This is a genomic window from Actinokineospora diospyrosa, assembly GCF_024171925.1.
GTDB lineage: Bacteria > Actinomycetota > Actinomycetes > Mycobacteriales > Pseudonocardiaceae > Actinokineospora > Actinokineospora diospyrosa.
This window is the reverse complement of record NZ_JAMTCO010000003.1, coordinates 294,571-309,531: the sequence shown is the minus strand read 5'-3', so window position 1 is coordinate 309,531 and position 14,961 is coordinate 294,571. Positions and strand designations below refer to the sequence as shown.

Annotated in this window: 1 pseudogene; it reads right to left on the bottom strand. The window is 70.5% G+C overall.

The annotated features are described in order from the left end of the window. Positions 1-17: 17 nt before the first annotated feature. A pseudogene (locus LV75_RS06120) lies at positions 18-14,633 on the bottom strand (type I polyketide synthase); the annotation flags it as partial. Positions 14,634-14,961: the final 328 nt, after the last annotated feature.

Sequence of the window (14,961 nt, the reverse complement as noted above, 5' to 3'; positions counted from 1 at the left end):
TGGGGTTCAGGCCGTGGTCACGACACGCCGAGTTCCTTGTCGATGAAGTCGAAGACGTCGTCGGCGGAGGCAGATTCCAGCTGCCCCGCCACTCCGCCGCCGGTCACGGTCTCCAGCAGGGCCCGCAACCGGTCGGCCAGGGCACTGTCGGCGAGGACGCCGACCGGCAGCGCTTGGACGGTCGCGGTGAGCCGGTCCAGATCGGCGAGCGCGACGGCGTCCGGGTCCGCGCCGCCGAGCAGTTCGGTCCAGAGCCGGTCGGCGAGTTCGACCGGGGTGGGGTGGTCGAACACCAGCGTCGCGGGTAGCCGCAGGTCAGTCGCCCCAGCGAGTCGGTTGCGCAGTTCAACGCCGGTGAGCGAGTCGAAACCGAGTTCCTTGAACGCCCGCTGCGCCCCGACGGCGGTCGCGTCCGCGTGCCCGAGGACCGCGGCGGCGTTGTCCCGGACCAGGTCCACCAGCGTGCGGCGCTGTTCCGGTTCGGGCAGTCGGGCGAGTCGGTCGCCGAGGTCGAGCGGTGTCGCGGCGCCTGCCTTAGCCCTGGTCGCGGCCACGGGCCGGACGAGGCCGCGCAACAGCGGCGGAACGTCCACAATGGCCTTCAGGTCGAGCGGGATCGGCACGAGGTGCGCGTCGGGGAGGGTCAAGGCCGAGTCGAACAGGGCCATGCCCCGCTCAGCGGAGATCGTGCCGCCCGCCCGCGCGCGGTGCGCTTGTCCCAAGTGTCCGGTCATGCCGCTGGCCTGCTCCCACAATCCCCATGCCAGGGACTGGGCGGGGAGACCACGAGCGCGGCGGCGTTGAGCGAGGGCGTCGAGGACCGCGTTCGCGGCGGCGTAGTTGGCCTGACCCGCGGTGCCGAGGGTGGCCGATGCCGACGAGTAGAGGACGAAGAACGCCAGGTCGTGGTGAGCGGTCAGCTCGTCGAGCAGCAGGGCGGCGGTGACCTTGGGGCGCAGGACGGCGGCGAGGCGGTCCGGGGTGAGCGAGCCGAGGACCCCGTCGTCGAGGACGCCTGCCGCGTGGACGACACCGGTGAGGGTCAGGCCGTCCAGCAGGGCCTCGACGGCGGCGCGATCGGTGACGTCGCAGGCGACCGCGCGAGCTTGCTCCGGCATGTCAGCTGGCGCGTTGCCGCTCCGGCTGACCAACAACACGTCCCGAACACCGTGGGCATCGACCAGTTGTCGCGCAAGGATTCCGGCGAGCACGCCGCTGCCGCCGGTGACCAGGACCGTTCCGTCGGGATTGATCGGGGTGGGCAGGGTGAGCACGTTCTTGCCGATGTGCCGGGCGCCCGCGATGTGCCGGAACGCGGCTGGGGCGTGCCGCAGGTCCCACGCGGTGACCGGCAACAGGTCCAGCGCACCCCGGTCGAACAGGGCGAGCACTTCGGCGAGGATCTCGCCAAGCCGGTCCGGGCCCGCCTCGATCAGGTCGAATGCTTGGTAGTTGGCGACTCCGGCGCGGATGTCGGTCTTGCCCATCTCGATGAACCGGCCACCGGGGGCGAGCAGCCTCAGCGAGGCGTCGATGTACTCGCCCGCGAGGGAGTTCAGGACGAGGTCGAACCCGCGCCCGCCGGTGGCCTCGCGCAGCCTCGGCTCGAAGTCCAGGGAACGCGACGAGGCCAGGTGGTCGTCGGCCAAGCCGGTCGCGGTCCACTTGGTCGGACCGGCGGTGCCGAACGGCTCGGCGCCGAAGTGCCGGGCCAGTTGCACCGCGGCCATACCGACCCCGCCGGCGGCGGCGTGCACGAGCACAGTGTCGCCCTTGGCCATGCCGCCGAGGTCGACCAGACCGTAGTAGGCGGTGAGGAAGGGCGTCGGGACCGAGGCGGCCGCCGCGAAACTCCACTGTGGACGCATCCGGGCCAGCGCGCGGCGGTCGGTGGTGGCCACGGTCGCGAAGCAGGTGGTGAACACGCCGAACACCCGGTCGCCCGGCTCCAGGTCGAGCACGTCGGCGCCGACCGCGAGCACGACACCGGCACCCTCGGTCCCCATGCCCTGCTGGTCCGGCACCACACCGAGGGTGATCGCGACGTCGCGGAAGTTGACGCCCATGGCCCGCATCGAGACCCGAACCTCGTTCGGCCCGAGCTCGCGCTCCGGATCGGGCACGAACGCGAGGTTGTCGATGGTGCGGTCGCCGAGGACGTCGAGGCGGGTGCCGGGGCGCGGGTCGAGTGCCGGGGCGGTGACGCGGGCCAGGCGGGCGGCGAGGACCTGGCCGCGGCGGATCGCGAGTCGTGGTTCGCCGGCGGCGAGCGCGGCCGGGAGAGCGCCACGGGAATCGGGGTGGTCGTCGAGGTCGACGGTGGCGAAGCGGCCGGGGTTCTCGCTGGCGGCCGACCGGAACAGACCGTCGACAGCGGCGCCCGCGAGGTCGTCGACGTGGTCGCCGGGGCCGGTCGCGACAGCGTGCCGGGTGAGCGCGACCAGCCTCGAGTCGGCCGCACGCGGGTCGAGCGCCCAGTCCTGCGCGATGATCAGGGCTTCGAGCGCGGCCTCGTCCGGGGTCGTGGCCGTGGGCGACCACACGATGTGCGGCGGGAGCGGCTCGGCGAGTTCGTGCGTGTGCTCGGCGAACTCCGCAGGCGCGTTCGCCGCGACCGGGACCCAGTCGATGCGGTAGAGGGACTCGGTGTCGCGGACGGCGGTCAGTGGGCGCAGCGCGAGGGATTCGATGGTGATCACCGGCGCGCCGTGCGGGTCGGTCGCGGTCACTGCGATCGTGTCGGCGCCGATCGGGCTGATCCGCACACGTAGCGCGGTCGCGCCGGTGGCGTGGAGGGTGACGCCGGTCCAAGCGAAGGGCAACAGGGTGCCGCCGCCGAGGAGGCCGCCGAGGGACGCCGCGTGGAGGGCCGAGTCCAGGAGCGCGGGGTGGATGCCGAAGCTGCCCGCATCGCCGAGTTCGACCTCGGCGTAGACGTCGTCGCCGGACTTCCAGGCCGCGGTGAGTCCTCGGAAGGTGGGGCCGTAGGCATATCCAGCTTCAGCCAGGGAAGCGTAGAAGTCTTGGGTGTCGAGAGGCTCGCCGGTGGGCGGCCAGGGCAGCTGGACCGGCTCAGTGACAGAGTCGCTGAGGGTGCCGGTTGCGTGGGTGGTCCAGTCGCCACCTGCCTCCGGTCGCGAGTGGACTGTCAGGGTGTTGCCGTTGGCACGGACCTGGAGCTGGACGGCGCCGCGCTCGGGTAGGACGAGCGGCGTGCGGAGGGCCAGGTCATCGATGTGGCCGCCCGCGTGCAGGGCGAGATCGACGAACGCGGTACCGGGCAGCAGTACGGAACCGGCGACGGCGTGGTCGGCGAGCCAGGGCTGGGTGGCCAGCGACAGGCGTCCCGTCCACAGTGTCCCGTCATCGCCAGCGAGGGCGACCGCGGCGCCGAGGAGCGGGTGGCGCGCGTCAGCGAGACCGGCAGCGGCGACATCGGTGCTGGTCACGGGCTTGGGCCAGAACCGTTGGCGCTGGAACGGGTAGGTGGGCAGGTCGACGACCCGGCCGCCCCAGTGGCGCAGGACCTCGGCCCAGTCGACGTCGATCCCGGCGACGTGGGCCTCGGCGAGCGCGGTGAACCAGCGGCCCGGCTCGTCGCGGCGCAGGGTGGTCAGGACGGTGCCCGCGCTGTCCGTGGCGTCGAGGGTTTCCTGGATGCCGACGGTCAGCACGGGGTGGGCGCTGACCTCGAGGAAAACCGTGCGACCCGCGTCGATCAGGTTCGTAGTGGCCTGCTCGAACAGCACGGTGTCGCGGAGGTTGTCGTACCAGTAGTTCGCGTCGAGGGTGGCGGTGTCGACCTGGCCCGCGGTGACGGCGGAGTGGAAGGGGATGGTGCCGGTCACCGGGGTGATCGGGGCGAGGTCAGCCAGCAGCCGGTCGCGCACGCGTTCGACGTGCGCGGAGTGGGAGGCGTAGTCGACGGGGATGCGTTTGGCGCGGACGTCGCAGTCGGCGCAGACGGCGAGCAGTTCGTCGAGCGCGGCGAGGTCACCGGACACCACTGTGGACAGTGGACCGTTGACGGCGGCGATCGACAACGCAGGCCACGAGGCGATCAGGTTCTGGGCGTCGGCGTGCGAGGCGGCCAGGGAGACCATGCCGCCTTCGCCATCAATGAGTCCGTAGTACTCCGCCCACTCACGATGGGTGTCGCTGATCGGAGTCGTCTCGGGGCGCAAGAATTCGGCGATCGCCTTGGCGCGCAACGCGACCACGCGGGCGCCGTCTTCCAAGGTCAACCCACCCGCGACCACCGCGGCAGCGATCTCACCTTGGGAGTGACCAAGCACCGCAGCAGGCCGCACACCGACCGCGGTCCACAGGGACGCGAGCGAGACCATCACCGCCCACAGCACCGGTTGCACGACCTCAACCCGCTCCAGGTCGCCACCGCGCAGCACGTCGAGCAACGACCAGTCCACGTGTGGGGCGAGGGCGCGCTCGCACTCCTCGATCCGGCCGCGGAACACCGGCTCGTCGAGAAGGTCTACGGCCATGCCGACCCACTGAGAGCCCTGGCCGGGGAAAACGAAGACGAGCGCGGCAGAGGTTCCGGTGCCGATGGTCTCCCGGCCGGTTGCCAGGGCGGCGAGTCCTTCGTTGCCAAACACCACTGCCCGGTGTGAAAGTGATGCGCGAGCGGTGGCGAGCGTCCACGCCGTGTCCACCGGGTTGACTTCCACAGTGGACAGATTCTCGGCCTGTTCGCGTAGCGCCTGCGCGGTGTCAGCTGACAGCACCCACGGCACGACCGGGCGGTCGACCGGTGCGGCCTGCTCGGAGTCGGCCACGGATTCCAGGACGATGTGGGCGTTCGTCCCACTGACGCCGAACGAGGACACACCAGCACGGCGCGGGCGGTCAGCGGACCACGGCCGCGACTCGGTGAGCAGCCGGACAGCGCCCGCGTTCCAGTCGACGTGGCTGGTGGGGGCGTCGACGTGCAGGGTCCGCGGCAAGAGGCCGTGCCGCATGGCCTGGACGACCTTGATCACACCGGCGACACCGGAGGCGGCCTGGGTGTGGCCGATGTTGGACTTCACCGATCCCAGCCACAGTGGAGTCTCACGGTCCTGGCCGTAGGTGGCCAGCAACGCTTGCGCCTCGATCGGGTCGCCGAGCCTGGTCCCCGTTCCGTGCCCCTCGACGACGTCCACATCGGACGTCGTTAGTCCGGCGTCGGCGAGGGCAGCGCGGATGACCCGCTGCTGCGAAGGGCCGTTCGGGGCGGTCAGCCCGTTGGACGCGCCGTCGGAGTTGACGGCCGTGCCACGCACGACGGCGAGCACCCGGTGGCCGTTGCGGCGGGCATCGGAGAGGCGCTCGACGACCAGGACACCGACGCCTTCACCCCAGCCGGTTCCGTCAGCGGCGTCAGCGTACGACTTGCAGCGGCCATCGGGCGCGACGCCGTTCTGGCGGGAGAACTCGGTGAACACGCCGGGCGTCGACATGACTACGACACCGCCGGCGACAGCCATCGTGCACTCGCCACCGCGCAACGCTCGGACCGCCATGTGCAGTGCGACGAGGCTGGAAGAGCAGGCAGTGTCCACAGTGACCGCCGGGCCTTCCAGCCCGAACGTGTAGGCGACTCGACCGGAGATCACGCTGGCGGAGCTGCCGGTGGCGAGGTAGCCCTCGCTCCCCTCGGGGGCGTCAGCGAGCAACGACAGGTAGTCGTGGCTGTTGGTTCCCGCGAACACACCCGTACTGGAGCCGTTCAGCGACAGCGGGTTGATTCCCGCGTGCTCGAAGGCCTCCCAGGATGTCTCCAGCAGGAGACGCTGCTGCGGGTCCATCGCCATGGCCTCGCGCGGTGACACCCCGAAGAGTGCGGCGTCGAAGTCGGCGACGTCGTAGAGGAAACCGCCTTCGTGGGCGTGCGAGGACGCGGGGTTGTCGGGATCCGGGTCGTAGAGCCCGTCGAGCCACCAGCCGCGGTCGGTGGGGAAGGCGCCCATGCCGTCGCCGCCGGAGCGCACGAGCTCCCAGAGGTCTTCAGGCGACCTGACGCCTCCCGGGTAGCGGCAGGCCATCCCGATGATCGCGATCGGCTCGTTGGGGTCAGCGCCTGCGGCGATGTCCTCGGGTGCGCGCAAGTCCCCCGCGAGGTGATCGGCGAGTGCGCGCGCGGTCGGGTAGTCGAAGACGAGGGTCGCGGGCAGCGGCAGACCGGTGGCGCTGACAAGGCGATCGCGCAGCTCGACGGCGGTCAGCGAGTCGAACCCGAGGTCGTTGAACGGCCTGCCGGGCTCGATCGCCTCGGGGTCGCTGTGGCCGAGAACCGCGGCCGCGCTGGCACGGACCAGAGTCAGGAGGTCACCGAGGTCGACGGGTCGCTGCTCCGGGATTGGCACCGGTTCGGCGAAGTCGGCGAGCAGCGGGCTCGGGCGGGATGTGGTGAACGCGGCGGTGAACCGCGACCAGTCGACATCCGCCACGGTGACGGTCGTGTCCCCGTTGTCCAGCGCCTTGGCCAACGCGGCGGTCGCCAACGCGGGATCCATCGCGGCGAGGCCGCGCCGGAGCAGGTACTCCTCGGCGTCCTCGCTGACCAGCATCCCGTCCCCCGCCCACGGTCCCCATGCGACAGAGGTGACGGGCAGATCGCGGGCACGCCGGTGCTCGGCAAGCCCATCGAGGTAGGCGTTGGCGGCGGAGTAGGCGGCTTGGTTACCGCTACCCCAGGTGGCGGCGATCGAAGAGAACAGGACCAGATGGGCGTGCGGCAGGAGTTCGTGGAGGTTCTTAGCTCCGGTTACCTTGGCTCGCAGCACATCAGCGAACTCGCCTAACCCTGTCTCCGCCAGTGGAACGGACTCGACCACGCCCGCAGTGTGGAAGGCGGCGGTGATGTCATGCCCCGTGATGGCGTCTGCCAGGGCATCTCGGTCCGCGATGTCAGCGGCCACAATGGAGACTCGATCGCCATAGCGGGCCAACAGTTCTTGCGCGCGCGGTGCGTCAGGCCCGCTGCGACTGAGGAGCAGGAGGTGCTCGGCGCCGCGATCGAGGACGAGCTCTGCGGCACGAGCGGCAAGCGCTCCAGTGCCACCCGTGATCAGGACAGTCCCCTCTGCCAGCCAGCCACTTCGTCCCGCAGCTACCTCGGATACCGCCGAACTGCTCGTGGCGCGAGTGATGCGACGGCCGTAGCTGCCCGAGGGGCGGATGGCGACCTGGTCTTCGGCGCCGGTGAGAGCGGCGGCGAGACGTTGGGCCGCGCGCGAGTCGAGAGTTTCGGGGAGGTCGATCAGGCCACCCCAGCGGGCGGGGAACTCCAAGGCCGCGACCCGGCCCATGCCCCAGAGGGCTGCTTGATCAGGGTCCGCTGGGCGGTCGCTACGGCCGGTGGACTGGGCGCCGCGGGTGAGGCACCACAGGGGAGCTGTGCTGCCTGCGTCGCCGAGGGCTTGGAGGAGCAGCACGGGAAGGGCGACGGCGGTGGGGAGGTCCGGGTATTCGGGGTGGCGACCGGGAAGGGCCGCGGTGACTACGCCGTCGTAGGTGCCCAGGAGGTGTTGGGCGAGGTTCCAGCGGTCGGTCTCGGTGCCGGTGAGGGCGAGTTCGACGACCTCCGCACCGTGAGCGCGCAGCGCGTCGTGGATGTCCGGCGGGCAAGCGACCGCGAGCCAGGTGCCGAGCGGTGCCCGATCGGGGTCGGGGAGCGGGGTCCAGGTGGCCCGGTACCGCCATGAGTCCGCTGTGGAGCGATCGGTGCGGGTCCTGCGCCAGGTCGTGAGCGCGGGGAGGACGGCGTCGAGGGTGGCCTGGTCCAGGTCCAGGCTGGTGGCGAGGGCCTGGACGTCGCCCTGGTCGACGGCCGCCCAGAAGGCGTGCTCGTCCTCGGTAGCAGCGGGGGGCGCGGGGAAGGTGTCCAGCCAGAACCGCTGCCGCTGGAAGGGGTAGGTGGGCAGGTCGATGGGTGCGCCGCCGTCGATGACGCTCGCCCAGGCGACCTTGGCGCCGCGGACCCAGACCCCGGCGACGGCGTGGACCGCGGTGTCGGTCTCGGGCTTGCCCGCGCGCAGCAGCGGGAAGGCGGCGCCGTCGACGAGCGCGCTGAGGACGCCGTCCGGGCCGAGTTCGAGGAAGTCGGCGTCCTGTCCGGCAACCGCCTCGGCGAAGCGGACGGTGTCGCGGACCTGGCGGACCCAGTACTCGGGGCTGTCCACCCGGCCGGTCGCCGTCGGCACGATCCGGATCACCGGCTCGTGGTAGGTCAGACCGCGGGCGACCTCGGCGAACGCGTCGAGCATCTGGTCCATGTGGTGCGAGTGGAAGGCGTGCGAGACCCGCAGCAGGGTGGTCCTGCGGCCTTGTTCGACAATCCCACGTTTGAACTGTTCAACAGTCCTACGATCCCCGGATACGACAATCGAACGATCCGAGTTCACCGCAGCGAGGTCGACGCCCCCGGGCAGCTCGACCTCGTCTTCGGCGGCCTCGATGGCGAGCATGGCGCCGTCGTTCTGGATCGCCTGCATGAGGCGGGCGCGGGCGGCGACGAGGGTGCACGCGTCATCCAGGGAGAGGACGCCCGCGACGTGGGCAGCGGCGAGTTCGCCGATGGAGTGCCCGATGAGGACGTCCGGCGCCAGGCCCCAGGACTCCAGCAGCCGGAACATCGCGACCTGCAGCGCGAACAGGGCGGGCTGGGCGTTGCCGGTCTCACCGAGGTCGTCGCCGAAGGGAACCTTGGCGACGACGGCGTCGTAGGTCTCGGCGAACACGGGGAACGCTTCCCGCAGGTGCTCCCCCATGCCCGCGCGCTGAGAGCCCTGCCCGGTGAACAGGTACCCGAGCCTGCGCGGCTCGGCGACGCCCCGCGCGATGGTCTGGTGATCCAGGAGCACGGCCCGGTGCGCGAGGCTGGCCCGACCGACCGCCAGGGTGTGCGCGATGTCGGCGGGCGCTCCAGCGGGCGTGGCGTCGAGCTGCGCGTCGAGAGCCGGTTCGGTCTTGCCGGAGAACACCCACGGCACCACCGCGGCCGGGCGCGGCGGGCGGTCGAGCGCGGCCGGGGCCTGCTCGAGGATGACGTGCGCGTTGGTCCCGCTGACGCCGAACGCGGAGATCCCGGCGCGGCGGGGGCGGTCCAGGTCCGGCCACGGCCGCGCGTCGGTCAGCAGCGAGACCGAGCCCGCGGTCCAGTCGACGTGCGGGGTGGGCTCGTCGACGTGGAGGGTCTTGGGCAGGTGGCCGTGGCGCATGGCCATGACCATCTTCATGATCCCGGCCATGCCGGACGCGGCCTGCGTGTGCCCGATGTTGGACTTCAGCGACCCCAGCCACAACGGCGTCTCCCGCTCCTGGCCGTAGGTGGCCAGCAGCGCCTGCGCCTCGATCGGGTCACCGAGGCGGGTGCCCGTGCCGTGTCCCTCGACAACGTCCACATCGGTCGCCCGGAGTCGCGCGTCGGCCAGCGCGGCGCGGATGACCCGTTGCTGCGACGGCCCGTTCGGCGCCGTCAACCCGTTCGACGCGCCATCGGAGTTGACCGCCGAACCGCGCACCACGGCGAGCACGTCGCGGCCCTGCCGGACGGCCTCGTCGAGCGGCATGACCAGCAGCGCGCCGACGCCCTCGCCCCAGCCGGTCCCGTCAGCGGCCCCGGCGAACGATTTGCACCGCCCGTCGCCCGCGAGGCCGTTCTGGCGGCTGAACTCGGCGAAGATGTCCGAGCTGGTCATCACCGCCACACCCGCGACGAGGGCCATCCCGCATTCGCCCGCGGCCAGCGCGCGCATCGCCAGGTGCAACGCGACCAGGCTCGAGGAGCACGCCGTGTCGATGGTGACGGCGGGTCCTTCCAGGCCGAAGGTGTACGCGAGCCGCCCGGACATGACACTGCTGGAGGTGCCGGTCAGGTAGTGGCCTTCTGAGCCGCTCGAGGTGTTCATCCCGACGCCGTACCCGGAGGCCGAGGCACCGACGAACACGCCGGTGTCGGTGCCTCGCAGCGAATACGGGTCGATCTTGGACCGTTCCAGAACTTCCCACGCGGCTTCTAGGAGCACGCGTTGCTGCGGGTCCATCGACGCGGCTTCGCGTGGGGAGATCCCGAACAGGTCGGCGTCGAATGTGGTGGCGTCGTAGAGGAAGCCGCCTTCGGGCGCGTATGCCCCGTCAGCGCGCCCCAGGTCCCATCCGCGATCGGTCGGGAACACCGAAACGCCGTCGACCTCGTCGCGGACCAGCTGCCACAGCGCTTCCGGGCTGTTGACCCCGCCGGGGAAGCGGCAGCTCATCCCGACGATGGCGATGCTGCCTGAGGTGGTGCCGACGGAAGCCACAGGTAGGTCGGTAGATCCAGCGTCCTCGGGTAGGAGCTCCCCGAGGAGGTGGTCCGCTAGGGCTACCGGGTTCGGGTAGTCGAAGACGACGGTGGCAGGAAGCCGGACCCCTGCGACCGTAGTGAGGCGGTTGCGGACCTCTACGGCGGTGACCGAGTCCACGCCTAGGTCCTTGAAGGGGCGGTCGGAGTCAACAGGGTCCGTGTAGCCGAGGACAACGGCGGTCTCGCGGCGTACGGCGTCGAGGACGATCCGTCGCCGCTCAGCAGACGTGCGGTCAGCTAGCGCGCCCACCAGCGCGGAGACCTCAGGAACGTCGGACGCCACTACGACGTCCGGAGCGAACGCAGCGAGCAGTGGGCTAGGACGCGACGTCGTGAAGGTCGGGACGAACCGGGTCCAGTCGATGTCGGCGATCGTCACGGCGGTCTCACCGGCGTCGACTGCGGCGGCTAGGCCTGCCAAGCACCGCTGGGGCGACATGGGGTTGATCCCACGCCGCCGTAGGAATTCGCCCGCCCCGCCTCGAGTCGCCATACCGGCGTCTGCCCAGGCCCCCCAGGCGATAGAGGTCGCCTGAAGCCCGCGCGCACGCCGGGACTCAGCGAGGGCGTCGAGGTAGGCGTTGGCGGCGGCGTAAGAGGCCTGGTTGCCACTACCCCAGACACCGGCGATAGAGGAGAACAGGACGAAGATCTCGGCATCACCCAGCAGTTCATCCAGGTGTGCAGCGCCGAGGACCTTCGCCCGGAGTCCTTCAGCGAACTCGGCGACGTCAGTCTCGTCCAGGGGCACTGAGTGGTCCACGCCGGCGGCATGCACAACGCCGACCACCGGATGCGCCGCCAACACGGCTTCCACGGAGGCCCGGTCAGCTACGTCGCATGCAACGACGGTCGCGCCCAACTCTGCCGACAGCTCTGCCGCACCAGGCGCGTCTAGTCCGCGACGGCTGGCCAAGACAACCGAGGCACCTCTGCCGACCAACCACCGCGCAACAGCGGCGCCCAGGGCCCCCGTGCCACCGGTGACTAGAACGGGGCCCGACAGCGTCAACGGTGTTGCGGTCCGGGGTTCAGGTGCCCGCTCCAAGCGCCGCCCGAAGACGCCATCGGCGCGAACCACCACCTGGTCCTCGTCGCCGCCCAACATGGCTACGACAGCGGCAGGATCACCGCCCGGAGGCAGGTCGATCAGCCCACCCCACTGCGATGGCACCTCTAGAGCAGCGACTCGCCCAAGCCCCCACACCTGCACCTGTACCGGGTTATCCAGCCCCTGCGTGACGCACCACAACGGTGCGGTGACCCCGGCATCCCCGAGCGCCTGTACAAGCGTGAGTGTCCCGCCGACGCCCACTGTGACGGCCTCGTCGTCGATGTGGGGCCGGTCGTCGAAGGCCAGCAGGGACACAACCCCGTCCGGATAGCCGACCTCGCGCATGCGCTCGGCCAGCGACCACCGGTCAAGGTCGTCATCCGCAAGGACGATCTCAACAGGCTCGACGCCTCTTGCGGCTAGAGCGTCAAGGCACCACTGCCCGTCAACGCTCTCTGTCCGTACGACAGCCCAAGTGCCAACTGCGCCCGAACCGAGTGGAAGAGGCTGCCAGTCGACCCGGTACCGCCACGACTCGGCAGCGACAATGGGCGCAGCCAGCCAATAGTGCTGCCTCTGGAACTGGTACGTCGGTAGGTCTACCCAGGCCCCACCAGCCGCGAGAACCGACCAGTCGACCCGTACCCCGGCAACGTGTGCCTCAGCGACTGCGGTGAGCCACCTGCGCAGGTCGCCCTCGTCCCGCCTCAGGGTGGCCAGCGCGGTGCCCGTGCCCGCCTGCTCCAGCGTCTCTTGGAGCCCCACGGTGAGCACGGGGTGTGCGCTGACCTCGATGAACACGGTGTGCCCGGCAGCGAGCGCGGCCGAAGTGGCCTGGTCGAACCGCACGGTCTCGCGAAGGTTGCGATACCAATAGTCCGCGTCGAGCTCAGCAGTGTCGATCACGTTGCCGGTGACAGCCGAGTAGAACGGCACTTGAGCGGATCGCGGTGCGAGGTCAGGCAGGTCAAGACGATCGCGGAGCCGCTCTACATGTGCGGAGTGTGAGGCGTAGTCGACCGGCACCCGCCGCGCTCGCACCCCCGACTCCTCGGACAGCGCTAACAGCTCATCCAGCGCGGCGACGTCACCGGACACCACAGTGGACTGCGGGCCATTCACCGCGGCGACCGACAGGCCCGGCCACCGCTCAATCAGGGCTGCCGCCTCATCGTGCGGTAGCGCCAACGACACCATTCCGCCGGTACCGCCAAGAACCTCGGCGATCGCCCGGCTCCTAAGTGCCACTACGCGCGCGCCAGCTTCAAGGCTCAGCGCTCCCGCGACCACAGCCGCAGCGATCTCTCCCTGCGAGTGGCCGATCACCGCGGCAGGCGTCACCCCGACCGAGCCCCACAGCTCGGCCAGCGACACCATCACCGCCCACAGCACAGGCTGCACGACATCAACCCGGTCGAACTCGCCACGGCGAACGACATCAAGCAGCGACCAGTCGACGTACTGCGACAGGGCGTCAGCGCACTCGACCATGCGCGCGGCGAACACCGGGGAGGTCTCCAGCAGCCCGGTAGCCATACCGACCCACTGTGAGCCCTGCCCGGGGAACACGAACACCGGTGTCGCGTCCGACCGGGCCACCCCAGAGACGACGTTGACAGCCGACTCGCCACGCTCAACCGCCGCTAGCCCAGCCCGTAGTTCCTCGGTAGTGCTACCGACGACGACGGCTCGGTGCTCCAGTGCTGCCCGCCCGGTAACCAGCGACCAGGCCACGTCAACCGGTTGGGCCTCGACAGTCGACAGGGCAGCGGCTGCTGCACGCAGGGCATCCCCAGTGCGGGCGGCCACCGGCCATGCCAGAACAGCAGGCGGCGCTACCGGCTCGACGGGCTCGTGCGGGTCGGCTTCCTCGATGACGATGTGCGCGTTGGTCCCACTAACGCTGAACGAGGACACCCCAGCGCGACGCGGACGCTCAGCGTCACGCGGCCACGGGGTGGGCTCGGTCAAGAGCTCTACCGCGCCCGCCGCCCAATCGACGTGCGGAGTGGGCGTGTCCACGTGCAGGGTCTTAGGGAGCAGTTCGTGCTGGAGCGCTTGGACGACCTTGATGATCCCGGCAGCACCGGCAGCGGCCTGGGAGTGGCCGAGGTTGGACTTGATAGAGCCGAGAAGCAGCGGTAGTTCGCGATCCTGCCCGTAGGTGGCCAACAGGGCCTGGGCCTCGATGGGGTCACCGAGCGTGGTGCCGGTGCCGTGCGCCTCTACCGCGTCAACGTCGGCCGGGGTGAGGCGGGCGTTGGCGAGGGCAGCACGGATGACCCGTTCCTGAGAGGGCCCGTTGGGTGCGGTGAGACCGTTGGAGGCGCCGTCAGAGTTAACGGCGGTGCCGCGCACGACGGCGAGGACGCGGTGGCCGCGAGCCTTGGCATCGGCTAGGCGTTCGACAACGAGGACGCCAGCACCCTCAGCCCAACCGGTGCCGTCCGCAGCGGCGGCGAATGCCTTGCAACGCCCGTCAGCGGCAAGACCCTTCTGACGGCTGAACTCAGTGAAAATGCCGGGGGTGGTCATGACGGTAACGCCGCCGGTTAGCGCCATGTCGCATTCGCCGGCCCGTAGCGCTTGAACGGCTAGGTGGAGTGCGACGAGGCTGCTGGAACAGGCAGTGTCAACGGTGACCGCAGGCCCTTCCAGGCCCAGCGTGTAGGCGACGCGACCGGACACGACGCTAGGGGCGTTGCCGGTGAGCAGGTGCCCCTCCGCGCCTGGCGGCAACTCGCGAAGACCTGCACCGTAAGCAGAAGACGACGAACCGATGAACACGCCGGTACGGCTACCGCGCAACGACAGCGGGTCGAACCCGGCGCGCTCTACCGCCTCCCAGGCGGTTTCCAGCAGGATGCGCTGCTGCGGGTCCATCGCGACGGCCTCGCGCGGGGAGATCCCGAACAGGGTGGCGTCGAACTCGGCGGCGGTGTGGACGAACCCGCCCTCGCGCGCGTAGCTGGTCCCCGGGGCGTCGGGGTCGTCGTCGAACACGACGTCCCAGCCCCGGTCGACGGGGAACGGGGACACCCCGTCGCGACCCTGCGCGACCAGCTCCCACAGCTGCTCGGGCGAGGCAATCCCACCCGGGTAGCGGCAGGCCATGCCCACGATCGCGATCGGCTCGTGCGGCCGGTCCTCGGCCACCCGCAAGCGGCGGCGGGCCTGGCGCAGGTCGGCGGTGAGGCGCTTGAGGTATTCCAGATACTTCTTCTCGTCAGTCACCCGATGCCACCTTCTCCAGGGCCGACGGGAGCGCACACATAACCCGCAAGCCCGCCGCACTGACAAAGTCCGGAAATCCGGCAGGCATTCCGGGGCCAGAACACGAGACAGACCCTAGGAAGCACCGTCCAGGCCGGACAACCCCCTAGCACCCCTAGGTGACCAGGGCTCAGGGGCTTGACACCCCGACACCGACCGGGGAATGCGCGCCTACAATTACAGCACGCATTTCCCAGGCGAGGCGCGCGACTCGACGAGGCGAACTTGTTTTGCGCGAGGCTCTACGACAGCCGTGACAGGACCGCAAAGCGGGAGCCGAAATGCA